The sequence below is a fragment of the Streptomyces monashensis genome, assembly GCF_001866665.1.
GTDB classification, from domain to species: domain Bacteria; phylum Actinomycetota; class Actinomycetes; order Streptomycetales; family Streptomycetaceae; genus Streptomyces; species Streptomyces monashensis.
The window spans coordinates 1-23,883 of sequence record NZ_MLYO01000076.1; the positions used below are offsets into that span (position 1 = coordinate 1).

The 23,883-nt window shown below is 72.6% G+C and carries 20 protein-coding genes; 4 read left to right on the plus strand and 16 right to left on the minus strand.

Annotation, left to right across the window (positions count from 1 at the left end):
- Positions 1–62 precede the first annotated feature (62 nt).
- Both BIV23_RS37445 and BIV23_RS37450 read right to left on the minus strand, forming a co-directional pair.
- Positions 63–2,009 (minus strand): sensor histidine kinase, encoded by a 1,947-nt coding sequence (locus BIV23_RS37445; protein WP_079173651.1) that lies wholly within the window; start codon positions 2,007–2,009, stop codon positions 63–65.
- A 358-nt stretch (positions 2,010–2,367) separates the two neighbouring features.
- A complete protein-coding gene (locus BIV23_RS37450; RefSeq protein ID WP_071385445.1) occupies positions 2,368–3,540 on the minus strand; it encodes an MBL fold metallo-hydrolase in 1,173 nt (390 codons plus the stop codon).
- A gap of 182 nt (positions 3,541–3,722) precedes the next feature.
- On the opposite strand from BIV23_RS37450, the gene BIV23_RS37455 reads away from it, so the two are divergent.
- Both BIV23_RS37455 and BIV23_RS37460 read left to right on the plus strand, forming a co-directional pair.
- Positions 3,723–4,913 carry a Glu/Leu/Phe/Val dehydrogenase dimerization domain-containing protein gene (locus BIV23_RS37455; protein WP_071385446.1) on the plus strand — a complete coding sequence of 397 codons (1,191 nt, stop codon included), beginning with the start codon at positions 3,723–3,725 and terminating at the stop codon, positions 4,911–4,913.
- Between the two features lie 68 nt (positions 4,914–4,981).
- Positions 4,982–5,596, plus strand: a complete 615-nt coding sequence (locus BIV23_RS37460) for a TetR/AcrR family transcriptional regulator (RefSeq protein WP_107471381.1) — start codon at positions 4,982–4,984, stop codon at positions 5,594–5,596.
- Between the two features lie 69 nt (positions 5,597–5,665).
- Here BIV23_RS37460 and BIV23_RS37465 read toward each other — a convergent pair whose 3' ends face one another.
- Positions 5,666–6,451 carry an SGNH/GDSL hydrolase family protein gene (locus BIV23_RS37465; RefSeq protein ID WP_071385448.1) on the minus strand — a complete coding sequence of 262 codons (786 nt, stop codon included), beginning with the start codon at positions 6,449–6,451 and terminating at the stop codon, positions 5,666–5,668.
- Positions 6,452–6,630: 179 nt separating this feature from the next.
- A complete protein-coding gene (locus BIV23_RS37470; RefSeq protein ID WP_071385449.1) occupies positions 6,631–8,715 on the minus strand; it encodes an alpha-galactosidase in 2,085 nt (694 codons plus the stop codon).
- Between the two features lie 171 nt (positions 8,716–8,886).
- On the opposite strand from BIV23_RS37470, the gene BIV23_RS37475 reads away from it, so the two are divergent.
- Complete coding sequence (locus tag BIV23_RS37475; protein ID WP_071385450.1) at positions 8,887–9,684, plus strand: tyrosine-protein phosphatase; 798 nt, start codon at positions 8,887–8,889, stop codon at positions 9,682–9,684.
- 16 nt (positions 9,685–9,700) lie between these two features.
- Here the strand turns inward: BIV23_RS37475 and BIV23_RS37480 are convergent, their stop codons facing one another.
- Both BIV23_RS37480 and BIV23_RS37485 read right to left on the minus strand, forming a co-directional pair.
- Positions 9,701–9,823, minus strand: a complete 123-nt coding sequence (locus BIV23_RS37480; RefSeq protein WP_071385451.1) for a DUF6126 family protein — start codon at positions 9,821–9,823, stop codon at positions 9,701–9,703.
- Positions 9,820–10,443 carry a helix-turn-helix domain-containing protein gene (locus tag BIV23_RS37485; RefSeq protein ID WP_071385452.1) on the minus strand — a complete coding sequence of 208 codons (624 nt, stop codon included), beginning with the start codon at positions 10,441–10,443 and terminating at the stop codon, positions 9,820–9,822. Before BIV23_RS37485 ends, BIV23_RS37480 begins: the two co-directional genes overlap by 4 nt.
- A gap of 133 nt (positions 10,444–10,576) precedes the next feature.
- Between BIV23_RS37485 and BIV23_RS37490 the strand changes: the two genes are divergently transcribed.
- Positions 10,577–10,861: a hypothetical protein gene (locus tag BIV23_RS37490; RefSeq protein ID WP_071385564.1), complete on the plus strand. Its 285-nt coding sequence runs from the start codon at positions 10,577–10,579 to the stop codon at positions 10,859–10,861.
- An 18-nt stretch (positions 10,862–10,879) separates the two neighbouring features.
- Here the strand turns inward: BIV23_RS37490 and BIV23_RS37495 are convergent, their stop codons facing one another.
- The 10 genes from BIV23_RS37495 to hpnC form a co-directional block, all read right to left on the minus strand.
- Positions 10,880–12,265: an aspartate aminotransferase family protein gene (locus tag BIV23_RS37495; protein ID WP_071385453.1), complete on the minus strand. Its 1,386-nt coding sequence runs from the start codon at positions 12,263–12,265 to the stop codon at positions 10,880–10,882.
- A complete protein-coding gene (gene dxs / locus BIV23_RS37500; protein ID WP_071385454.1) occupies positions 12,262–14,160 on the minus strand; it encodes a 1-deoxy-D-xylulose-5-phosphate synthase in 1,899 nt (632 codons plus the stop codon). The genes BIV23_RS37495 and dxs overlap by 4 nt, the downstream gene beginning before the upstream one ends.
- Before the next feature lie 30 nt (positions 14,161–14,190).
- Entirely contained in the window at positions 14,191–15,324 is a 1,134-nt protein-coding gene (ispG, locus tag BIV23_RS37505) for a flavodoxin-dependent (E)-4-hydroxy-3-methylbut-2-enyl-diphosphate synthase (RefSeq protein ID WP_071385455.1), read from the minus strand.
- A gap of 4 nt (positions 15,325–15,328) precedes the next feature.
- Entirely contained in the window at positions 15,329–16,357 is a 1,029-nt protein-coding gene (gene hpnH / locus BIV23_RS37510) for an adenosyl-hopene transferase HpnH (RefSeq protein WP_071385456.1), read from the minus strand.
- Between the two features lie 5 nt (positions 16,358–16,362).
- Positions 16,363–17,004: a phosphorylase family protein gene (locus BIV23_RS37515; RefSeq protein WP_071385457.1), complete on the minus strand. Its 642-nt coding sequence runs from the start codon at positions 17,002–17,004 to the stop codon at positions 16,363–16,365.
- A gap of 1 nt (position 17,005) precedes the next feature.
- Complete coding sequence (shc, locus tag BIV23_RS37520; protein WP_071385458.1) at positions 17,006–19,051, minus strand: squalene--hopene cyclase; 2,046 nt, start codon at positions 19,049–19,051, stop codon at positions 17,006–17,008.
- Positions 19,052–19,167: 116 nt separating this feature from the next.
- A complete protein-coding gene (locus tag BIV23_RS37525) occupies positions 19,168–20,232 on the minus strand; it encodes a polyprenyl synthetase family protein (RefSeq protein ID WP_071385459.1) in 1,065 nt (354 codons plus the stop codon).
- Positions 20,233–20,300: 68 nt separating this feature from the next.
- On the minus strand, positions 20,301–21,737 hold the full coding sequence (hpnE, locus tag BIV23_RS37530) for a hydroxysqualene dehydroxylase HpnE (protein WP_071385460.1): 1,437 nt from the start codon (positions 21,735–21,737) through the stop codon (positions 20,301–20,303).
- A 250-nt stretch (positions 21,738–21,987) separates the two neighbouring features.
- Complete coding sequence (gene hpnD / locus BIV23_RS37535) at positions 21,988–22,950, minus strand: presqualene diphosphate synthase HpnD (protein WP_071385461.1); 963 nt, start codon at positions 22,948–22,950, stop codon at positions 21,988–21,990.
- Entirely contained in the window at positions 22,947–23,843 is an 897-nt protein-coding gene (hpnC, locus tag BIV23_RS37540) for a squalene synthase HpnC (RefSeq protein ID WP_071385565.1), read from the minus strand. Before hpnC ends, hpnD begins: the two co-directional genes overlap by 4 nt.
- Positions 23,844–23,883 lie beyond the last annotated feature (40 nt).

A 23,883-nucleotide genomic window follows, 5' to 3' on the forward strand; every position in this document is an offset into this window, starting at 1 on the left:
GGATGGAGGGATAGGGGGGATTGGGGGGAACGGTCGGGTGGAGCGGGGGTGGGTGCGGGCGGTCAGCCGGCCGGGGCGCTCCCGTCGGGCCGGCCGGCGCCGTGGGCACCGTCGATTCCGGGCGCGTGGGCGCGCCCTTGGGGTATGGGTGTCGGGCCCAGGAGTTCCGCCCCGTTCATGGGTGGGGGCTCCATGGGCACGGCCGCCGTGTTCTCAAGGTGCTCGAGGTGTTCGAGGTGCTGCTGGGCCTCGGCGAGTCCGATCCCGCGCTGGAAGGCGGCCATCAGTCCCGGGTCGTGGCCCGCGACGGTGTCGGCGTCCCGGCGGGGTGCCGGGCCGCCGCGCAGTTCGGGGACGATGTGCTCCTGGGCGCGGCGGCGGGGCAGTTGGGGCTTTCCCATGGTGCCGCGCACGGCGCCGGTGCGCGGGGTGGGCAGGACGCCCGCGTGCGCCTCGACGGCGGCCCGGTCCCCGGCGCCGATGCCCGGGACGGCCGCGGCGGGGGTGGGCCGGTCCTGCCGGGCACCGCGCACGGGCAGCGGCGCGGGCGCCCCGGTGTCCCGCTCTCCGCGAACGTCCTCGGCGCCGGGCCGGCTCGACTCGGCGTGGGTTCCGTGCTGTTCGGCGCCGGTGTTCCCGGCCGCCGGCCGGACCGCGACACCCTGCGGGGGAACCGGCGCGGACACCTGAGCCTGGGTCTGGACCTGAACGTGCGGCTGCGGCTGTTGCTGTGGCCGCGTGTGCGTGTGCGGCTCGACCCGTGCCTCCGGTACGGCCGCCGTCGGCTCCTCGGGCGCTCTCGCCGCCGTGCCCAACAGCGCCTGCGGGACGACGAGTACGGCCTGGACACCGCCGTAGATGTTGGTCTGGAGGCGGACGTGGATGCCGTGCCGACGGGCCAGCTGGGAGACGACGTAGAGCCCGATGCGGCCGTCGGCCAGCAGGCTGGCCACGTTGACCTGGTCGGGGTCGGCGAGCAGGGCGTTCATCCGGTTCTGTTCGCCGACGGGCATGCCGAGTCCGCGGTCCTCGACCTCCACGGCGAGTCCGGAGGTGACGAGGTTGGCACGGAGCAGCACCTGGGTCTGCGGGGCCGAGAACACCGAGGCGTTCTCGATGAGTTCGGCGAGCAGGTGGATGACGTCGGCGACGGCGTGGCCGCGCAGCTCGCCGTCGATCGGCGGCACCAGCTTGACCCGGGAGTACTGCTCGACCTCGGCGATGGCGGAGCGCAGCACCTCCGTCATGCTCACCGGGTTGCTCCACTGCCGCCGGGAGACGGCGCCGCCGAGCACGGCGAGGTTCTCGGCGTGCCGCCGGATCCGGGTGGCCAGGTGGTCCACGTGGAACAGGCCCTTGAGCAGGTCGGGGTCCTCGATCTCGTTCTCCAGCTCGTCGAGGATCGAGATCTCCCGGTGCACGAGGGACTGAAGCCGGCGCGCGAGGTTGACGAACACCTCCAGCTTCTGCTCGCTGCCCGCGTGGCTGGAGAGCTGGGCGGCGCGTACGACGGCGGTGACGGCGCCGTCGTGCGCACGGGCCAGGTCGGCGGCGAGCAGCTCGAAGTCGTCGGCGTCGGCGGGCGGTCGACGGCGCGCGGAGCGCTGCGGCGGCGCCTCGCCCTGGCGCAGCGCGTCGACCAGCGCGTGCAGGTCGGCCTCGCCGCGCGCGGCGGTGCGCCGCAGGACGTCGACGCGGTCGGCGACCGAGCGGGCGGCGCGGTCGGCGGCCACGGCGGCGATGAGGATGCCGGCGACGGTCACGGTGACCGCTCCGGCGAGCACGGCCCACAGGACGGGTCCGGTGCGGGCGCCGGTGGAGCGGATGCTGAACAGGACGGCGGCGGAGGCGCTCAGCGCGACCGCGAGCGGGGGCAGCACGGCGAGCCGCATCAGCTGGGGCCGTATGTGCATTTCGGGCAGTGCGGGAGCGGTTCGGGCACCCGGTCGCCCGTGCCGCCCGCCCTCTCGGCGGTCGGCGCGCGTGGCCGGTGCTCGGAGGTGAGACATCTGCGTCCTCGTACTGGTCCGTCGGGCCTGTCCTCGCGGGATGTGCGAGGCGGGCATGCGTCATCGCAGCGCCGGCGGACGGAACCGGGAGTTCCGGCCACCCGTCAGCCGACGGACACTCACAGTAATGGCCTGAGCATCATGTGCGGTGGGCAGTTGACAAACTCCCCCGAGGAGCGTCCCGCTCTGGTATGAAGCCTCGTACGACAGACCGATTAACCGGCCGGGCCCGGAATCGGCCCGGCCCACGCGTCGATCACCCGGGGCGGATTATTACGGAGAGTATCCGCTTTGGCCTTGGCTGCCCCCGCCGAGCAGACCTCCCGTGCCGTCGGTCCGCCCTGCGACCGGCCCCGTCCTACGACCGGCCCCGCGCGGGCGGCTCCGCCACCAGGGCCCCGACCGAGCTCCAGGTCCGGCGCTCCGTGCCCGCCACACCTCGCCACCAGGCCTCGGCCGGGAGCTTGCCCGCCGGTTCGAAGGGCTCCCCGGGGCGGGGCAGGGCCACCGCCTGGCCGACCTCCTCGGCCGCCTCCTTGGTCCACTCCCCCGGCTCCGCCCACGGGTGCGGGGCGAGGTTGAACGTGCCCCAGTGGATCGGCAGCAGCGCGCCGTGCGGTGCGCCGCCCTGGAGGTCCAGGTGGGCGCGCAGGCCCTCGTCGGGGCGCATGTGGATGTCGGGCCAGAACTCGCTGTACGCCCCGATCTGGATCATCGTCGCGTCGAACGGGCCGTGGGCCGCACCGATCTCCTGGAAGCCGTCGAAGTAGCCGGTGTCGCCGCTGTGGTAGATCCGGTGCTCCTCGCCGGCGACGGCCCAGGAGGCCCAGAGGGTGTGCTGGGTGTTGCGCAGGGCGCGGCCGCAGAAGTGGCGGGCCGGGGTGGCGGTGAGGGTCAGGCCGCCGACCCTGGTGGACTCGTGCCAGTCCAGCTCGCGCAGCCGGTCCGGGGAGACGCCCCAGTGCTCGAGGTGCGCGCCGACGCCGAGCGGCACGGCGAACAGGGTGTCCGTGCCCGCCAGCGCCTTGATCGTGGGCAGGTCGAGGTGGTCGTAGTGGTCGTGCGAGATCACCACGACGTCGACCGGTCCGAGCGCGGCCAGCGGCAGCGGGACGGGGTGCAGCCGCCGGGGTCCGGCGAACGGGAACGGCGAACAGCGCTCGCCCCAGACCGGGTCGAACAGGACCCGGTGGCCGTCGATCTCCGCCAGCACGCTGGAGTGGCCCATCCAGGTCAGCCGCAGGCCCGTGGCGGGCGGCTTGGCCAGGTCGGCGAAGGTCGTGGGATACACCGGGACGGTGCCCTTCGGGGCGCGCAGCGGCCGGGTCTCCTTGTCGAGGAAGACCTTCGCGAGGTCCAGCGAGGAGCCGGAGGGGCGGGTGCGCGCGGGGCCGCCGGGGTTCTGGAAGACGCCGTCCCTGAAGTGGGGGGAGCGGCGGATGCGTGCCATGCGCTCACCGCCCGGGTCCGCGCCGAAGGCCTCCGGACGCAGCGCGCGGAGCCCGGAGATCGAGGAACGCAAACCCGTCACGGTACCTCCCGGTGAAGTGGGTGAGGCTCCCCATTATGGTCGGCGCCTCCGACAGCCCGGGGGCCCCGGGGCGCGAGGTCTGCCTCACACGGCCCCGCCGACTCTCCGTTCAGCGCGTTGACAGGGCCCGAAGTGGCTCCTGATACTGACTCACGATTCAGTATCGTGCTCGAGGAGGCCCCATGGCGGCGCCCGTCCCCACGCCCCTGATGTCGCTCGTCTGGACCGACCACGTGACCGGCCGCCAGGGCTTCCTGGTCGTGGACCGGCTGGTGCGGGGCGTGGCCAGCGGCGGGCTGCGGATGCGCCCCGGCTGCACGCTGGAGGAGGTGGCGGGGCTCGCCCGCGGCATGACGATGAAGGAGGCCCTGCACTACGACCCCGAGGGCCGCTACGTCCCCCTCGGCGGCGCCAAGGGCGGCATCGACTGCGATCCCCGGGCCCCGGAGGCGTACGGGCTGCTGGTGCGCTATCTGCGCGCGATGCGGCCGTACATCGAGAGTCTCTGGACCACCGGCGAGGATCTCGGCCTCACCCAGGACCTGGTCGACCGGGCGGCGGCCGAGGCGGGTCTGGTCTCCTGCGTCCAGGCGGTGTACCCGCTGCTGGACGACGAGGCGGCGGCCCGCGCGCGGCTCGCGGACGCCTTCGCCGTCGAGGTGGACGGCATCGGCCTGGACGAGCTGGCGGGCGGCTGCGGGGTCGCCGAGTCGGTGCTCACGGCGCTGGACCGGGCGTCGGTGCCGTACGCGGGCACCCGCGTGGCCGTCCAGGGGCTCGGCACGATGGGCGGCGCCACCGCGCGCTTCCTCGCCTGCGCGGGGCTGACGGTGGTGGCGGTCGCCGACATCAAGGGCACGATCGCGAATCCGGCGGGGCTGGACGTCGCGACCCTGCTGGCCGCGCGGGACGGCCACGGCACCGTCGACCGCCGGGTGCTGCGCCCCGGCGACCGGGAACTGCCCGGCGACGCCTGGCTGTCCGCCGACGCCGAGGTACTCGTGCCGGCGGCCGTGTCGTACGCCGTCGGCACCGGCGAGGCCGAGCGGATCCGCGCCCGCTGGATCGTGGAGGCCGCCAACATGCCGGTCCTGCCGGCGGCGGAGGCGCTGCTGACCGCGCGCGGGGTGACCGTGCTGCCGGACGTGGTGGTCAACTCCGCGACGAACGCCTGGTGGTGGTGGACCCTGTTCGGCGACATCGGTGCGGACGCCGACGAGGCCTTCGCGCACATCCGGCGCTCCATGCGCGCCCTGACCGGCCTGATGCTCGACCGGGCGCTGGCCGACGGCACGACCCCGCGGGCGGCCGCCCACGCCCTCGTGACCGACCGGCTGCCGGTGATCGCGGAGCGCTTCGGGTGGTATCGCTGACGGCCTCGACCGCGCGGGGGAGCCGGGTCACTTCGGTGCTGCCCATGACAACGGACTAGGGTGGCCGCGTGGCGAGAGTGCGGTTGAGCGTGGCCGAGCGGCGCGAGGAGCTGCTGCGGGCCGCCATCGGGCAGATCGAGGAGCGGGGCGTGGCGGCGGTCAGGATCGCCGACGTGGCCGCGGCGCTCGGGGTGAGCAACGCGCTGGTGCTGTACCACTTCTCGACGAAGGAGCGGCTGGTCGCCGCGGCGTTCACGTACGCGGCCGAGGACGATCTCGCGCATCTGCGCAAACTGCTGGGGCGGCGCACGTCCGCGCTGCGCCGGCTGCGGGCGGCGGTGCGCTGGTACGCGCCGACCGGGCAGGCCAAGGGCTGGCGGCTGTGGATCGAGGGCTGGGCCGTGGCGCTGCGCGAGCCCGCGTTGCGGGACGTCACGCGGGACCTGGACAGGCAGTGGAAGGCGGCGATCACCGAGGTGATCGCCGAGGGCGTGGCGGCGCGCGAGTTCACGTGCGCCGACCCGGCCGGTGCCGCCCTGCGGCTGACCGCGCTGCTGGACGGACTGGCGGTGCAGCTGACGTCGTACCCGGGCGCGGTGCCGCGCAGCCGGGCCCAGCAGTGGGTCGACGACACCCTCGCACGCGAACTGGGCCTGGCCCGCGAGGCGTTGACCGAGCGCTGAGGCGCGCGTTCCCGCCCGCGCCCCGCTCCGCCGGTCGGGCGGGGCGGGGCGCGGGCGGGAGCCGCGGTGTCAGGCCACCGACGCGATGCGGTGCTTGATGTCGTCCGGGGACAGGGAGCCCTTCGCCGTCACGTGGTCGCCGGAGGACTCGCCGCGCAGCCTGCGGCCGATCCACGGGACGAGGAACTCGCGGGCCCAGTGGACGTCGTCGCGGCGGATCTCCAGCGTGCCCCGGGGCGGCAGCGGCGGCCACGCCTGCTCCGGGTCGGCCGGGACCTCCAGGCCGAGAGCCTGACCGGCGCGCAGCGCCACGCGCGTGTGCCCCTCGGGCGAGAGGTGGAGCCGGTCGCTGTCCCACGCCCTGCGGTCCTGCACCGACTTCAGGGACCACAGGTCCAGCACCGGGCAGCCGTACCGGTCGGCGATCGCCCGTACATGCCCGTTGTACGTGGCGATCCTGCCCCGCAGATGCTTGAGCACCGGGACGCCCCGGGTGTCGAACCCGGTCGTCACCATGACCGTGCCCGCGGCCTCGCTCAGCCGTGCCACAGCCCGCTCGAAGCGCTCGGCCACCTCGTCCGGGTCGGTGCCCGGGCGGATGATGTCGTTGCCGCCCGCGCAGAGGGAGACCAGGTCCGGGGCCAGGTCGACGGCCTTCGGGAGCTGGTCCTCCACGATCTGGTCGAGCAGCTTCCCGCGGACCGCGAGATTGGTGTACTTGAAGTCCCCCTCGGGACGTCGGTCGGCGAGCAGGACCGCGAACCGGTCGGCCCAACCGACGAACGCCCCGTCGGGGCCGGGATCGCCGACGCCCTCGGTGAAGCTGTCCCCCACCGCCACGTACGACCCGATCACTGATCTGTTGTCATTCTTCGAATCGTCTGCCACGTCGGACCATGATTCCCCTTCGGATGTGACCTACGCGACCGTAGGCAGGGGTTGACGAACGGTGAGATGAACCACTCCAAAAGAATGCGCGATTCCGGAATACGCCGGCCGTCGGGCGCGTTGACCGTGCGATCTCGACACCCGGCTCAGACGCGTCGCAGCCGCAGTACCGTCGCGTCCAGGTCGCCCGTGAGTCCGGTGCGCAGTCCGTGGTGCAGCAGCACGGCCCCGCGGTGCACCTGGCCGGTTTCGCGGCACGCGTACGACGCGGCCGGGTCGAGCCCGCGCAGCCGCAGCGCCGGCGCCGGCTCGCCGTAGCGCTGCGCCTGCAGCCAGGCGAGGACCACCGTCTCCGCGCCCCGGACGTACTGGACGGCGCTCAGGCCGCCGGCCGGGGGCCGCAGCCGGTACAGCTCGCCGTGCTGGACGACCGGGCGGATCTCCTTGTACAGATCCACCCAACGCCGGGCCTCGGCCAGGTCTTCGTCGCTCCACTCGGTGAGGTCGCCGCCGACGCCGAGCACGCCCGCCATGGCGCTGACGAACCGGAACCGCAGCGAGCTGACACGCCCGTTGAGCTGGGTGTTGGGGCTGTCGGTGACCCAGGCGGCCATGACCCGGGCGGGGTGGAGCTGGCTGAAGCCGTGCTGGATGGCGAGCCGGTCGAGCGGGTCGGTGTTGTCGGAGGTCCACACCTGGTCGGTGCGGCTCAGCACCCCGAGGTCGATCCGGCCGCCGCCGCCCGAGCAGGATTCGAAGGCGACGGAGGGGTGGGCCGAGCGCAGCCGGTCCAGCAGGGCGTACAGCCCGTGGACGTGGTCCACCCACAGCCGCTGCGGGTACGGCTCACCGGGCCAGCCGGCGTCGGTGAAGCAGCGGTTGAAGTCCCACTTCACGTAGTCGACCGGGGCGCCGGACAGCAGCGTGTCCAACTGGTCCCACAGGTACTCCCGGACGTCCTCGCGGGCGAGGTTGAGGACGAGCTGGTTGCGCAGTTCCGTCCGCCTGCGTCCCGGCTGGTACTGCACCCAGTCGGGGTGCGCGCGGTACAGGTCGCTGTCCGGGTTGACCATCTCCGGCTCGACCCAGATGCCGAACCGCATGCCGAGGCCGTGCACCTGGTCGGCGAGCGGCTTCAGGCCCTGAGGGAAGCGGTCGGGGTTGGGCGTCCAGTCGCCGAGCCCGGCGCGGTCGCTGGTGCGGGCGCCGAACCAGCCGTCGTCCACGACGAACAGCTCGACCCCGATCGCGGCGGCCCGCCGCGCGAGGGCGAGCTGCTGCTCCTCGGAGATGTCGAAGTTCGTCGCCTCCCAGGAGTTGAACAGCACGGGCCGGTCCTGCTCGGCGTCGGGGACGACGTACGCGCGCTGGTACGCGTGCCAGGCGCGGCTCGCGCCGCCGAAGCCGCCGTCGCTCCACAGGCCCGCGAAGACGGGGGTGGTGTACGACTCCCCCGGCTGCAGGAGCAGCAGGCCCGAGTCGTCGTAGCCGGCGCCGCCCGTGATCTGCACGCGCGCGTCCGGGAGTTGGGCGACCGCGATCCGCCAGGAGCCGGACCAGCCGAGCGCGCAGCCGTAGACCTCGCCCCGCTCCTCGGTGGCGTCGGTGTCCAGGGCCACCCAGGGCAGGTGCTGGTGGCCGGTGTGGCCGCGGCGGCTGCCGATGACCTTCTCACCGTAGGTGAGCGGGGCGGTGGTGAGCCGGGACTCGGCGGCCCAGCGGCCGTGCAGCTGGGACAGCCTCCAGCCCTCGCGGTCGGGCAGGGTCCAGGTGGCCGCGTCGGCCCGCAGCAGCTCCACGCGCGCGCGTGTGCCGTTGTCCACGCTCACCCAGCGCTCCACGACGTCGCCGCGCATCCGGTGGTGCAGGGTGATCGCGATCCCGTCGTCGTCGAAGCGCAGCCGCAGTTCGTCGTCGCCGCCCTCGCGCGCGGTGTCGTACGACACGAAGCGCCACTCGGTGCCGCGCCGCTCCTCGGTGCGCACGGACAGGGCGGGACGCACGAAGCGGGGACCGCCCTCGACGGGGTACTCCTCACGGCCGTCGAGCGGGGACTCGAAGGGCCAGTAGCCCGGCAGCGGGTCCCGCGCCAGGGCCTCGGCGTCCGCGAGGGCGATGCGCGGCCCCCAGTGGAGGTGGAGCAGTTCGTCCGCATCGGTGAGATGCAGCGCATAACCGCTGGTGGGCCCCGTCAGGAGCCAGGTACGACCGTCTTCGGCGATGTCCAGCACGTTCGACCTCACAGATGCCAACAGATCCGCTCACGTGCCAACATCATCAAGCCGCCCGGCGCTGGTGACAATGCCTGTGGACAACTCCTTGCCCGAGGTAACGATGTCGTATGGTCGACAGAGCGCCCGCCGACGAGCCGAGACGGCGGGGCCCGACCGGGAGGAGCCCCCGTGACGCAGCAGGTCCCGTCGACCGAGCCGGAGCTGGCCGGCGTGCGCAATTTCCGCGACGTGGGCGGACTGCCGGCCGCGGACGGGCGCCGGGTGCGCCACGGCGTGCTGTTCCGCAGCGGGCATCTGGCGCACGCGACCGAGGACGACGCGGCCTTCCTCGCCTCCCTGGGCCTGCACACGATCTTCGACTTCCGCAACGCGGCCGACCAGAAGCTGGAGGGCCCGGACGTCGCGCTGCCCGGCGTGCGGAACGTGAACCTGCCGCTGAGCGACCCGGCCGACGGCGCCGAGTTCTGGCAGATGGTCCGCGACGGCGACCTCGGCCAGTTGCGCCAGATCCTCGCCGACGGCAAGGGCGCGGCCCGCATGACCGCCTCGTACCGCACGATCGTCAAGGAGCGCACCGCCGAGCACTCCCGGGTGCTGCACGCGCTCGCGGCGGACAGCGTGCCCGCGCTCATGCACTGCGCGGCGGGCAAGGACCGCGCGGGCATCTCCATAGCCGTGACGCTGCTCGCCGTCGGCGTGGAGCGCGACGCGATCGTCGCGGACTACCTGGAGTCCAACGCCAAGCACCGTCGCTACAAGGTCCGCCGCAGCGGCAGCGCCGAGTCCGCGTACACGCCCGAGGTGATGGAGCTGCTCAGCCCGCTCTTCGACGCCCGCGCCGAGTACCTCCAGGCGGCCTTCGACAGCATCGAGGAGACCTGGGGCGGCACCGACACCTACCTGGAGCAGGGCCTCTCCCTCACCCCCGCCCACCGCGACCGGCTGCGCGAGCGCCTGCTGGACTGAGCGGCGGCCGACCCGGTCAGCCCTTGGCGCCGATCGCGAACAGCAGGTAGAGGAACGCGGCGAGGACATGGCCGACGGCGATGTAGATGATCAGGCGGATCCACAGGGAACGGGGGAACTTCGTCTCGAAGTCGCTCATGGCAGCTCTCCGGTCGACGGCCCCAGGCACAGCGTCGCCGTGGGGCTCTGCAGCAGGGTGTGGACGAACAGCAGCTCGACGCCGTCGTGGTCCTCGGCGGCGAGGCGGTGCGGGGTGAGCGAGTCGAAGTGCGCGCTGTCGCCGGGCGCGAGCAGGTGCACGGTGTCGCCGAGGCGCAGACGCAGGCGGCCCCGGAGGACGTAGAGCCATTCCTCGCCGGGGTGCACGCGTACGACGTCGCCCTGCGAGCCGTACGGCACGCGCACGCGCAGCGCCTGCATGCCGCGGCCGGGCGCCCCGGCCTGGAAGTACGTCCAGCCGCCCGCCCGGGTCGGCTCCATGTCGCCGGAGCGCACGATCGCGTCCCGGTCGGTGACCGTCTCGCCCAGCAGTTCGGAGACCGTCGTACCGTAGATGCGGGCGAGGGTGAGCAGCATCGGCAGCGACGGCTGGCGCTGTCCGGTCTCCAGCCGGGACAGATGGGCGGCCGAGAGCCCGGCGGCACGGGCCGCGGCCTCCAGCGTGAGGGCGGCCCGCCGGCGCAGTGCGCGCAGCTGCGGCGCGACCACGGGCAGTGCGTCGCCCGGTTCCGCCGGCGGCCCGGTGTCTGAGGCGTTCATGCCTCCATTCAGCCCCAGCTTTACCTCAGGGGCAATTTTATTGCCTCAGAGACAAATCCTCTCGGGACAGTACCTTCCTTGCTACGCTCGACCCCAGGACTTGAACACGTTCAAAAACCTGGGGGTCCGCATCATGAGCGCGCCGAGCACGCCCCGTCCGTCCGACTCTCCCGCCGGTGCCCTCGGACCGCTCTCCCTCGTCCTCGGAGCCGTCGCCGCCGCGAGCGCCTGGCCCACGCTCACCTTCCTCCTGTTTCCCTGGCCACTGCTCGCCGGCGGTCTCGCCGTCACCTTCGGCGGGATGGGGATCCACTACGCCGGCCGCGGCCACGGCGGGCTGTGGACCTCGGTGACGGGGACCGTCCTGGGCGCGGTCGGACTCGCCGCCTTCGTCCTCTTCTTCGTGACGCTGTACTAGGGCCTGGGGTCACGACGCTCAGCGGCCCGCCACCGCCTGCTTGATCAGGGTCTTGCCGAAGTCCCACATCAGGCCGCCGCCGCTGTGCGCGTCGTCCATGACGGCGGTGAAGGCGTCCACGAACCGGTCCACGTCGGCCGCGTCGAAGACCAGCGGCGGGATCAGCTTGATCACCTCCAGGTGGTCGCCGGAGACCTGCGTGAGGATCCGGTGCCGCTGGAGCAGCGGGACCACGACCATCTGCGCGAACAGGCCCTTGCGGGCCGCCTGGAGCATGGTCCAGCGGCTGCGCAGCTTCAGCGAGGACGGCCTGCCGAACTCGATGCCGATCATCAGACCCCGGCCGCGGACGTCGGCGAGCAGCTCGTACTTCTCGATCAGCGCGGTCAGCCGGGACTTCAGCAGCTCGCCGGTGGCGCGCACGCCGGCGACGATCTGGTCGTCCTCCATCACCGACAGCACGGCGAGACCGCACGCCATCGCCTGGGCGTTGGATCCGAAGCTCGCCGAGTGGACCAGCACCCGGTCCATGGACGAGTAGACCTTCTTGAAGATCCAGTCCCGGCCCAGGGTGGCGCTGACCGGGACGTACCCGCCGGACAGGGCCTTGGAGACGCACACGAGGTCGGGCTCCACCCCGTCCTCGTGCTGGTAGGCGTAGAAGTCGCCGGTGCGGCCGAGGCCGGTCTGCACCTCGTCCGCGATCAGCAGCGCCTTGTGCCGGTGCAGCAGGTCCTGGGCGGCGCGCAGATAGCCGGGCGGGGCCTCGTGCACACCCTTGCCCTGGATCGGCTCGACGATCAGCGCGGCGACGTCGCCCTTCGTCAACTCCCGTGCCAGGGCGTCGAGATCGCCGAGCGGCAGGGCCGTGTCGGGCAGCAGCGGGGCGAAGCCGTCGCGGAAGCCGCCCTCGCCGTTGACCGACAGCGAGCCGGTGGTCAGGCCGTGGAAGGCGTGGTCGCAGTAGAGGACGCGGGGCTTTCCGGTGGCGTACCGGGCGAACTTCAGCGCGGTCTCCACGGCCTCCGTGCCGCTGTTGCCGAAGAACACCCGGTCCAGGTGCGGGCTGTGCACGAGCAGCCGCTCGGCGAGCAGGCCGGGCAGCGGCTGGCAGTCGAAGCGGGTGAGGTCGGCGAGGTCGAGGTCGAGGACGTCGTGCAGCGCCTTGCGGACGACCGGGTGGTGGCGGCCGAGGCCCATCACCCCGAACCCGGCGAGCATGTCCAGGTAGTCGTTGCCGTCCGCGTCGTAGAAGTGGGCGCCCGCGGCGCGCTCGTAGACCTTGTCGAAGCCGATGGTGTGCAGCATGCGCGGGAACTGCGGGTTGAGGTACTTCGAGTGCAGCTCGTAGCGTTCGGCGCCGCGCTCGGCGAGCAGGGCGCCGAGGTCGAACTCCGTGCTCATTCCTTCTCCTTGGCTGTGCCGTCCACGTCCCTGACGGCCAGGCTCGCGCTGATCCGCCCGGCGATCTCGACGGGCGTGAGACCGATGTCGGCCAGCACCTCGCCGCGCTTGGCGTGCGCGAGGAACTGTTCCGGGATGCCGAAGCGCCGCACCGGCACGTCCACGTCGGCGTCCCCGAGGGCCAGCGCGACCGCCGAACCCACGCCCGCGGAACGGCTGTTGTCCTCCACGACGGCCACCAGCCGGTGCCCGGCGGCCAGGCCCGGCAGGGCGGGGTCGACGGGTTTGACCCACCGGGGGTCCACCACCGTGCAACTGATCCCGCGTGCTTCGAGCAGGTCGGCGGCCTGCAGGCAGACCGGCGCCATCACGCCGACGGCGACGAGCAGCACCTCGGGGTCGTCGGCGCGGTGCAGCACGTCCATGCCGCCGATCCGGTCGAGCGCCGGGAGGTCCGGGCCGACCGACTCCTTCGGGTAGCGGACCAGGGTGGGCGCGTCGTCCACGGCGACGGCCTCGCGCAGCTGGGCGCGCAGCTGGCCGGCGTCGCGCGGCGCGGCGATCCTGAGGCCCGGCACGACCTGGAGGACCGACATGTCCCACATGCCGTTGTGCGAGGCGCCGTCGACGCCGGTGACGCCGGCCCGGTCGAGGACGAAGGTGACTCCGCAGCGGTGCAGGGCGACGTCCATCAGGAGCTGGTCGAAGGCGCGGTTGAGGAAGGTGGCGTAGACGGCGAAGACCGGGTGCAGGCCGCCGGTGGCGAGGCCTGCCGCCGACACCGCCGCGTGCTGCTCGGCGATGCCCACGTCCCACACGCGGTCGGGGAAGCGCTCGGCGAACCCGGTGAGCCCGACCGGGTGGAGCATGGCCGCGGTGATGGCTACGACGTCGTCCCGCTCCTCGCCGATCCGCACCATCTCGTCGCCGAACACCGAGGTCCAGGACGGCCCGCCGGACGGCGAGAGCGGCTCGCAGGTGAGCGGGTCCATCACGCCGACGGTGTGGAAGTGGTCCTCCTCGTGGGCGAGGGCGGGCTCGTAGCCGCGGCCCTTCTCGGTGAGGCAGTGCACGAGGACCGGTCCGTGGAAACGTTTCGCACGCCGCAGCGCCGACTCGACGGCCAAGATGTCGTGGCCGTCGATCGGTCCGACGTACTTCAGGCCCAGGTCCTCGAACATGCCCTGCGGGGCGAAGGCGTCCTTGAAGCCCTTCTTCGCGCCGTGCAGGGACTCGTAGATCGTGCTTCCGACGACCGGGGTCCGCAGCAGGACGTCCTTGCCCCAGGCCAGCACCTTCTCGTAGCCGTCCGTCGTGCGCAGGGTGGCCAGGTGGTTGGCGAGGCCGCCGATGGTGGGGCCGTAGGAGCGCTCGTTGTCGTTGACGACGATGATCAGCGGCCGGTCCTTGGCGGCCGCGATGTTGTTCAGCGCCTCCCAGGCCATGCCTCCGGTCAGCGCGCCGTCGCCGATGACCGCGACCACATGGCCCTTCCCCCCCTGCACCTGGCGGGCCTTGGCCAGGCCGTCGGCCCAGCCGAGCGCGGTGGAGGCGTGGCTGTTCTCGATGACGTCGTGCTCGGACTCCTCGCGCGAGGGATAGCCGGACAGCCCGCCCTTGCCGCGCAGCTTGGAGAAGTCCTGACGTCCCGTCAGCAACTTGTGCACATAGCTCTGGTGTCCGGTGTCCCACAGGATCCGGTCGACCGGCGACTCGAAGACCCGGTGGAGCGCGACGGACAGTTCCACCACCCCGAGATTGGGTCCGAGATGGCCTCCCGTCCTCGAGACCGCCTGCACCAGGAACTCTCGTATCTCCCGGGACAGTTCACCGAGTTCCGCCTCGGACAGCGCCTTCAGGTCGCGCGGTTCCCGGATGCTCTCCAGAATGGTCACGCTGGGCCCCCTCTCGGTCCGTGCCTTGCCTCAATTCGACTGCTCTGCGGGGCTCGTCCGCTCGGCGAGCTTCATGGCCTCCTCGATCAGGGTCTCCACGATCTTCGACTCGGGCACGGTCTTGACGACTTCACCCTTGACGAAAATCTGCCCCTTTCCGTTGCCTGAGGCAACTCCGAGGTCGGCCTCACGGGCCTCGCCCGGACCGTTGACCACACACCCCATCACCGCGACCCGGAGCGGCACCTCCATGCCCTCCAGCCCCGCCGTGACCTCCTCGGCGAGCTTGTACACATCGACCTGGGCCCGGCCGCAGGACGGGCAGGAGACGATCTCCAGCCGCCGCTCCCGCAGCCCCAGTGCCTGCAGGATCTGGATGCCGACCTTGACCTCCTCGACCGGGGGCGCGCTCAGCGACACCCGGATGGTGTCGCCGATGCCGCGCGACAGCAGCGCCCCGAAGGCGACGGCCGACTTGACCGTGCCCTGGAACGCCGGGCCCGCCTCGGTGACGCCCAGGTGCAGCGGGTAGTCGCACTGGGCGGCCAGCTGCCGGTACGCCTCGATCATCACGACCGGGTCGTTGTGCTTCACCGAGATCTTGATGTCCCGGAAGCCGTGCTCCTCGAAGAGCGACGCCTCCCACAGGGCCGACTCGACCAGGGCCTCCGGCGTCGCCCTGCCGTACTTCTGCAGCAGCCGCCGGTCCAGGGAACCGGCGTTGACCCCGATCCTGACCGGTGTGCCGTGGTCCCTGGCGGCCCGCGCGATCTCCTTCACCTGGTCGTCGAACTTCTTGATGTTGCCCGGGTTCACGCGGACCGCGGCGCAGCCGGCCTCGATCGCGGCGAACACGTACTTCGGCTGGAAGTGGATGTCCGCGATCACCGGGATCCGGGACTTCCGGGCGATCGTGGCGAGCGCGTCCGCGTCGTCCTGCGTGGGACAGGCCACCCGGACGATCTGGCAGCCGGACGCGGTGAGTTCCGCGATCTGCTGGAGGGTGGCGCCGACGTCCGACGTCCGGGTCGTCGTCATCGACTGCACCGACACCGGGGCTCCGCCCCCGACCGGCACCGGCCCGACGCGGAGCCGGCGCGACGTGCGCCGCGGCGCGAGGGGCCGGGCCGGTACCTCGGGAACGCCCAGGGGAACGGCGGCCATGACGTCAGTCCTGCTTCCCGCTCGTCGTCATCGTCTCGCGCGCGGCCCGCAGCGACTCCTTCAGGGAGCCCATCGTGGCGAGCACGGCGGTCGGCTCGTAGCCGCAGTGGGCCATGCAGTTGGCGCAGCGCGGGTCCTTGCCGCGGCCGTACTTGTCCCAGTCGGTCTTCTCGACCAGCTCACGGTACGTGGACACATAGCCGTCGCTCATCAGGTAGCAGGGCTTCTGCCAGCCGAAGAGCGAGTAGCTCGGGATCGCCCAGGCCGTGCAGGGGAAGTCGACCTTGCCTTCCAGGAAGTCCAGGAAGAGCGGGCTCTGGTTGAGGCGCCACTTCTTGCGGTTGCCGCCCGAGAACGCCTTCTTGAACAGCTCGCGGGTCTGCTGCACGCCGAGGAAGTGCTCCTGGTCGGGCGCCTTCTCGTAGGCGTAGGCGGGCGAGAGCATCATCTCGTCCACCTGCAGGTCGTCGTTGAGGAAGTTGAGCACCTCGATGACGGTCTGCGGGGTGTCGGTGTTGAAGAAGGTCGAGTTGGTGGTCACCCGGAAGCCGCGCCGCTTGGCCTCCTTGATGGCCTCCACCGCCTCGTCGAAGGTGCCCTCCTTCGCCACCGAGGCGTCGTGCCGCTCGCGCAGCCCGTCGATGTGCACGGCCCACGCGAAGTACGGCGAGGGCGTGAACTTGTCCATCTTCTTGCGCATGAGAAGGGCGTTCGTGCACAGGAACACGAACTTCTTCTTCGCGACCAACTGCCGCACGATCTCGTCGATCTGAGGATGCATCAGGGGCTCGCCGCCGGCGATGGACACCATCGGCGCACCGGACTCCAGCACCGCGCCCACGGCCTGGGCGACGGGCATGCGCTGCTTGAGGACACCTGCCGGATGCTGGATCTTGCCGCAGCCCTCGCACTTGAGGTTGCACGCGAACAGCGGCTCCAGCTCGACCAGCAGGGCGAACTTGTCCCGCTTCCTGAGCTTCTGTTCGAGCAGGTATGTAGCGACCTTGACGGTCTGGCGCAACGGCATGGCCATCTGGCTCACCTCCGGGGGAGCAGCAAAGAACGGTGCCATTCGAAAAATGCGGGAAGGACGGAACGGAGCACGCGGAAGGCCGATATCCCGCCGCGCACGGTGCCGATCCGGACGAGTTCGTGTTCGGGAGCGTCCACGACCACCCGGACGGCGGCCACCGGGCGGTCACCGGCGCGGACGGCGGTGCGGAGCGTGGCCGCCGACTCCATGTCGACCGCGATCGCGCCGGTCGCGAGCAGCCGGGACCGCTCAAGGCCGCGCACGACGTGGTCGGAGCCGGTGAGCGGCCCGGTGTGGACCGTGCGCCCGGGCAGCAGCCGCACGAGTTCCTTGACCAGCAGTTCGGTCGCCACGCAGGCGACGGTGGCGCGGGGGTCCCGGGTCTCGTCGGCGACCACCAGGTCACCGGGGTGCATGCCGGGCGCGAGCCCGGCGCAGAACCCGGTGGCCAGCACGGCCGCGTCGGCGAACGCCGGGAGGGCGAGCTGCCGGTGGACGGAGCGCTCCGCCGCCTTCGGGCCCATGCCCGTACGGACGACGGAGTACGGCCCGCCCGCCCCGCTCCTGTCACCGGTGCGCAGGGCGACGTGCTCGATGCCGAGCGCGCAGGCGATCAGCAGCGGTGCCGGGGCGGGCTGGGTGCTCACCTCAGCTCACCCTGGCCTCGGCGAGAGGTTTCTGCGCCTCGGCGAGCGGCTTCCTGGCGAGCAGCCGGCGCTCGAAGGGGTCGCCGTGCAGGTACCGGCCGAGCGCGGTGAGCGGGAAGACCTGCCGGTACAGGTGGTAGTTGATGGAGAAGTCCCAGGGGAAGCCGGTGCCGGTGAAGTACGGCTCGTCCCAACTGCCGTCCTCGCGCTGGGTGTCGGCCAGCCACCGCACGCCCCGCTCGACGGCCCGGGAGTCCTGCTCCCCCGCCGCGAGCAGCGCCATCAGCGCCCACGCCGTCTGCGAGGCGGTGGAGGCGCCGCGGCCGCTCCACTCCTTGACGTACCGGTAGGAGCGCAGGTCCTCACCCCAGCCGCCGTCGTCGTTCTGGACGGACTCCAGCCAGGTCACGGCCCGCCGGATCGCCGGGTGCGAGCCGGGCAGTCCCGCCGCGGTCAGCGCGGGGACCACGGAGCCGGTGCCGTAGACGTAGTTGACGCCCCAGCGGCCGAACCACGAGCCGTTCGCCTCCTGTTCGGCGAGCAGCCAGTCGATGCCGCGCCGGGTGCGCGGGTCGTGGGCGAGGCCCTCGGCCGCGAGCATCTCCACCACGTGCGCGGTGACGTCCGCCGACGGCGGGTCGATGACCTCGCCGAAGTCGCAGAACGGCAGCCGGTTGGGGAACGGGCTGGTGTTGTCGACGTCGAAGGCGCCCCACGCACCGTTCTTCGACTGCATCCCGAGGTTCCAGCGCACCGCGCGCCCGATGGACCTGTCCACCCGCTCGGGGTCGTGGTGGCGGACCCGGCGCAGCGCGAGCGCGACCTCGGCGGTGTCGTCGATGTCCGGGTAGTTGTCGTTGTGGAACTCGAACGCCCAGCCGCCCGGCGGCAGCCCGGGCCGGCGTACGGCCCAGTCGCCGGGCCGGACGATCTCCTCGCCGAGCATCCAGTCGGCCGCCTTGACCAGTTGCGGATGGTCGACGGGGAGCCCCGCGTCGACGAGCGCGATGGTGGCGAGGCAGGTGTCCCACACCGGGGACTGGCAGGCCTCGATCATCCGGGCGCCGTCCTCACGCCACACGGCGAAACGGTCCAGCGAGGCGATGCCCTCGCGCAGCACCGGGTGGTCCAGGTCGTAGCCGAGCAGGTGCAGGGCGATGACCGAGTACACGGCGGGGGGCTGGATGCCGCCCCAGCAGCCGTCGTTCTCCTGCCGCTCGATGATCCAGCGGGCCGCGCTGTTCATCGCGGCCCTGCGCAGCCGGCGCACGGCGACCCTGCGGTAGCCGCGGACCACCTTGTCGAGCCGCTGGAAGAGCCCGTCCCAGCTCGCGAGCGGGGCGAGCGGCTGAGGGGGGTTGGGGTTCGCCGGGTCGGTGTGCAGTTCGTCCAGCGCGAAGGGCGCCGGGCGCACGGGACGCTTGGCGGAGACGACGGTGAGCGGAACGATGGTCTGCCGCGCCCAGCAGCCGAAGTTGTAGATGTTGAGCGGGAACCAGGTGGGGAAGTAGAGCAGTTCCGGCGGGAGTTCGGGCAGGTCGTCCCACTTCCACCAGCCGAACAGGGCGAGCCAGATGCGGGTGAACACCCGGGCGGCGGCGATCCCGCCGCGCTCGCGGATCCAGGCGGAGGCCCGCGCCATGTGGGGCGCGTCGGGCGCGTCGCCGGCCAGCCGGAGGGCGACGTACGCCTCGATGGTCGCGGACAGTTCGCCGGGCCCGCCGTAGAAGGTGGCCCAGGTGCCGTCCTCGCGCTGCTCGCCGCGGATGAACAGGGCGGCGGCCTGGGTGGTCCGCTCGTCGCGGATGCCCAGGAACTGACGCAGGAGCAGGTCCTCGGCGTCCATGGTGACGTTGGTCTCCAGGTCGCCCTTCCACCAGCCCTGGGCGTCCTGCCGCGCGAGCAGGAAGTCGGTGGCGCGCCGGGCGGCGCGGGCGGCGGCGTCGTGCACCCCGGCCGTCTCGGGGGTGGTGAGGGTGGTGTCGCTGGCCGCGGCCGCGTGGGACGGCGAGGGCGCCCCGGTGCTTCCGTCGGTCGTCGCTGTCATGGCTTCCCCTTCGTGCAGTCGTGCGAGTCGTGCTGCTGTGGGTCCGCCGTCGGCCGATGTCCTGTGTCCAGGGACACCGGCCGGCGACTACGCGAGCTGTATCGAACCGATAATGATCATCTCTTTCGTACGACGACGAAGTCGGCGAGCGCCGCGAAGGCGTCCCGGACCCGGCCGGGCATGTCGACCGCGTCGAGGGCTTCGATGGCGACGGTGTGCTGGCGGCGCGCTTCCTCGGCCGTCCAGTCGCGGCCGCCGGCCTCCTCGATCAGGGCCGCGCGGGCCGCGAACTCCTCCTCGGAGAAGTTCTCGAAGTCGGTGCTCTTGGCGTCCGCGGCGAGCATCTCGCCGAGCTTCTCGGAGGCGGCGCCGCCGGCCGCGAGCGCGGCGACGACCGGCAGGGACTTCTTGCGCTGGCGCAGGTCGCTCCAGGTCTGCTTGCCGGTGGCCTCCGGGTCGCCCCAGATGCCGAGCAGGTCGTCGACGGCCTGGAAGGAGAGGCCGAGGTGGTAGCCGTACCTCTCCAGGGCGTCGGCGGTGGCGTCGTCCGCGCCGCCGAGCACCGCGCCGATGGAGCTGGACGCGGCGAGCAGCGCGCCGGTCTTGTTGCCCTCCATCTCCAGGCACTCCTCGACGCTGACGCGGTCGCGGTGCTCGTAGGAGATGTCCTGCGCCTGACCGTCGATCAGGGCACGGGAGGCGGCGGTCAGCCGGCGGGTGGCACGGCCCGCCTCGACGGTGCCGAGCTCCAGCAGGATCTCGTTGGCGAGGGCGAACAGGGCGTCACCGACCAGGATGGCCTGGGCGGGACCGTGCACCTTCCAGACGGTGTCACGGTGCCGGCGCTGCTCGTCGCCGTCCATCAGGTCGTCGTGCAGCAGCGAGAAGTTGTGGACGAGTTCGACCGCGACGGCACCCGGGACGCCCACCTCCGGCCTGGCGCCGGTGACCTCGGCGGAGAGCACGGCGAGGGCGGGCCGTACGGCCTTGCCGCCGTCGCCGTCGGCGGGGTTGCCGGCCGCGTCGATCCAGCCGAAGTGGTAGGCGGCGACGGTGTCCATGGGCGGCGCCAGCCGGTCGACGGCCGTCCGCAGGACCGGTGTGGCCAGCGTCCGTCCGCGCTCGAGCAGCGCGGTCACGTCCACCGCGGACCTCCGAGCGGGTGTCGAGGCCGGGGGCACAGTGGGCACAGTCTCTCCTCTTGTTGCGGTACCGGGGGTGCGGGGACCTGCCGCGCGCTCACCGAGCATCAGGCCGCCTCCTCGAACGCGAAGAGACGGTGAGGGCGGGGCCGGCCCAGGGCACTGAGCGCGGCATCGGCCGCGCTCACTCCACTGCGGACCGCACTCTCCATGGTCGCGGGCCACCCGGTGGCGGTCCACGCTCCGGCCAGGTACAGGCCGGGGGCCTTGGTGCGGGCGCCGGGCCGCAGCCGCCCGACGCCGGGGGTGGGAGCGAACGTCGCCGTACGCTCCCGGGTCACGAAGAAGTCCTTCACCACCGCGCCGCGCGTGCCCGGGATCAGCCGCTCCAGCTCGGGCAGATAGCGCTCGCGCAGTGCGGCGACCGGCGCGTCGATGTCGTCGTGCGCCGCCGACTGCGACAGCGCCAGGTACTGCCCCTCGGCGAGCCCGGAGGCGTCCGTGCGGTCGAAGACCCACTGCACGGGGGTGCCGAGCGCGGCGAAGAAGGGGCGGGCGAGCACCGTGCGGTCGTAGACGACATGCACGTTGAGGATCGGCGCGGTGCCGATGCCGAGCAGCCGCCCGGGGTCGTCGAGGGCGCCGGGCGGCAGCAGGTCGTGGGCCTCGCGCTGGGGTACGGCGAGGACGACGGAGTCCGTGTGCAGCGTCTCGCCGGGAACCTGAACGCTCCAGCTCCCGTTCTCGTTGAGGGAGACGGAGGTGACGCGTGTACGGACCTCGGTACGCACGCCCGCGGAGTCGAGCGCCCTGCGGGCCAGCCGGTCGTGCAGTTCGCCCAGCGGGACATGGGCCCAGCCGATGTCGGCCGCGCCCGGGTCGGACAGCAGACCGGTCTTGAACACCATCGCGGCGAGCCCCAGCGAGGCGTCGCCCGCGACCGCGTTGAGGGTGGCGACCCCGACCAGGTCCCACAGGGCCTCGACGGCGCGCGCCGACTGGCCGTGTGCGGCCAGCCAGCTGCCGAAGTCCTGTGTGTCCAGGGTCGGATCGGCGAGGTCGAGCCCCTTGAGCGCGAGCGCGGCCCGCCCGACAGAGGCACGCTCGGCGAGCGAGAGGTGCGGATACGTGGCGAGGCTGCGTCCCAGATGGAGCGGGACGGGCAGCGCGTCGCGTCGCAGTCTGCCGAGCCGCCGGCCCTCGGGCCTGGCGACGTCGACGACGGGGACGTCCAGGCGGTCCTGCAGCGGTGCCAGCGCCGTGCCCTCGATCCGGTCGAGGAACCAGCGGTAGGCGGTGCAGCAGCGCAGGTACACGTGCTGGCCGTTGTCGACGGTCAGCTCGCCGCGCCGGAAGGAGAAGGCGAGGCCGCCCAGCCTCGGTCTGCCTTCGAGCAGGGTGACGCGGACACCCGCGTCCGCGAGCGCGAGTGCCGCGGTGATGCCCGCGAGTCCGCCGCCGACCACGACGGCACTGCGGCCTGCCGCGTCCTCGCCTGCCGCGAGGTCGGCGTGCGCCGGTGCGGGGCGCGAGCCGTCGCTCATGGTGCGTCGTCCTTCCATACATGCGCCCCGCAGGGGGTGCCGTGACGGGCCGCCCGGTGTCCGCGGGTCCCTCGTGGCCGATCGTGCCCACGCGGCGGCAGCCGCCTGTCGGATACGGCCTCGCGCCCCTGTGGAGCGCGAGCCCGCAGGTTGAACGGTGCACGGTCAGCCGTCGCAGACTGGGACGCCACGCCGGAGTGCGGGGTTGCCTGCCGCACGTCCCCTGGTTCGGCTGGTTCGGCGAGGTCCATCAGGCGCGCCTCCTGACGGAGCGGGGCGCGACATGGCGGGTCACGTTGCGGGTGTCGAGCCCGGACAGGCCGCGCACGGCGACGAAGGCCTTCTCGCGTCCGGGCAGCGAGACCCGGCCGCGCAGCACGGCCTCGGGGTCGCGCTCGATGCGGTCCAGCAGGCGGCGGTAGATGCCGGCCATGGCCGCGACACAGGCGCCGCTGCGCCGGTCGAGCATGGGGAGCAGCCGGTAGCCCTCGGCGAAAAGGGCGCGGGCCCGCCGGACCTCGAAGTGGACGAGGCCCGCGAAGTCGGAGCCCTCCGGTGGCGTCGGCGCCTCGAACCCGGCCGAGCAGCCGAACTTGGCCAGGTCGTCGGCGGGCAGGTAGGTACGGCCGCCCTGGGCGTCCTCGCGGACGTCCCTGAGGATGTTGGTGAGCTGGAGCGCGAGGCCGAGGGTGTCGGCGTACTCGGGGGCGCGCTCGGCGCCGCGCGCGCCCGGTTCGGTGCCGAACACGCCGAGCGAGAGCCGGCCGATGGCACCGGCGACACACCGGCAGTAGACCTTGAGGTCGTCCCAGGTCTCGTACGTCTGACCGCGCACGTCCATCTGGACGCCGTCGATCAGCTCGTCCAGGCCGCCGAGCGGGATCGGGAAGGCACGGGCGGCATGGGCGAGGGCGACGGCCACCGGATCGGTGTCGTCCTCGGCGACCTCGTCGGCGTGCACCCGGGCGAGCAGTGCCCGGGTGTCCTCCAGGCGGGTCAGCTTGGTCTCGGCGGGCAGGTCGCCGTCGCCGATGTCGTCCACGCGCCGGGAAAACGCGTACAGCGCCGACATGGCGCGGCGCTTGGGCGTGGGCAGCAGCCGGATGCCGTACGCGAAGTTACGGGCCTGCTGCCCGGTGACGGCCTCGCAGTAGCTGTAGGCGGCGAGCACCGGCGCGGACACGTGCGACGGAGACTCCACGGTCCGGATCACCCCTCTCCTCGCAGGATCACGCCCGCCTCACGCAGCAACTGGACCTTGCCGGGTCGGGGCGGGCCGGGAAGTACGTCGTAATCGGCGGCGGCGATCGCCCGGATCGCCGCCCTTCCCCCCGCCACGAACCCTGCGAGCAGCAGCTTCAACCTGCCGTGGACGCTACCCACCAGGGGGGCGCCTTCATTCAGCAGATCGCGGGCGCGTTGTGCTTCGTATGCAACCAGGGCGCGCACCGATGCGCCCGCGGTTTTCGCGCCAAGATCCGCTTCCTGCACGTGAAAGCGCTTCATGTCGGCGGCGGGGAGGTAGATCCGGTCGCGGCCGAGGTCCTCGGCGACGTCCTGGAGATGCTCGACGATCTGGAGGGCGGTGCAGACGGCGTCGGAGAGGCGGATCCGCTCGGGCGTCTCGGTGCCGGTCACGCCGAGCACGAGGCGGCCGACGGGGTTGGCGGACAGTTCGCAGTAGGCGAGCAGGTCGTCGTACGTCTCGTAGCGGGAGACGAGCTGGTCCTGGCGGTTGGCGGCGATGAGGCCCAGGAAGGGTTCGGGGGTCAGGCCGCGGCGGCGGACGGTGAACTGGAGGCGGCGCAGCAGCGGGTGGGCGGGGGTGCCGTCGAAGACGCGGCGCAGGTCGGCCTCGAAGGCGGCGAGCAGGACCAGGCGGTTCTCGGCCTCGGTGGCCGACACGCCGAGCAGGCGGGCGTCGGCGCCGCCGGCGGCGAGGTCGCCGTCGCCGATGTCGTCCACGAGGCGGGCGAAGCCGTAGACGGCCATGAGATCGTCGCGCCAGGCCCGGGGCAGGAAGAAGGGGGCCACGGGGAAGTTCTCGCTCGCGGCCTTGTCCAGGGTGGCGCGTTCCGGGTCCGGCGCCGTCTCGGTGGCCGTCATCGCCCGCAGCCCGTGGCGGGGACGGCACATGCTGCGTTGA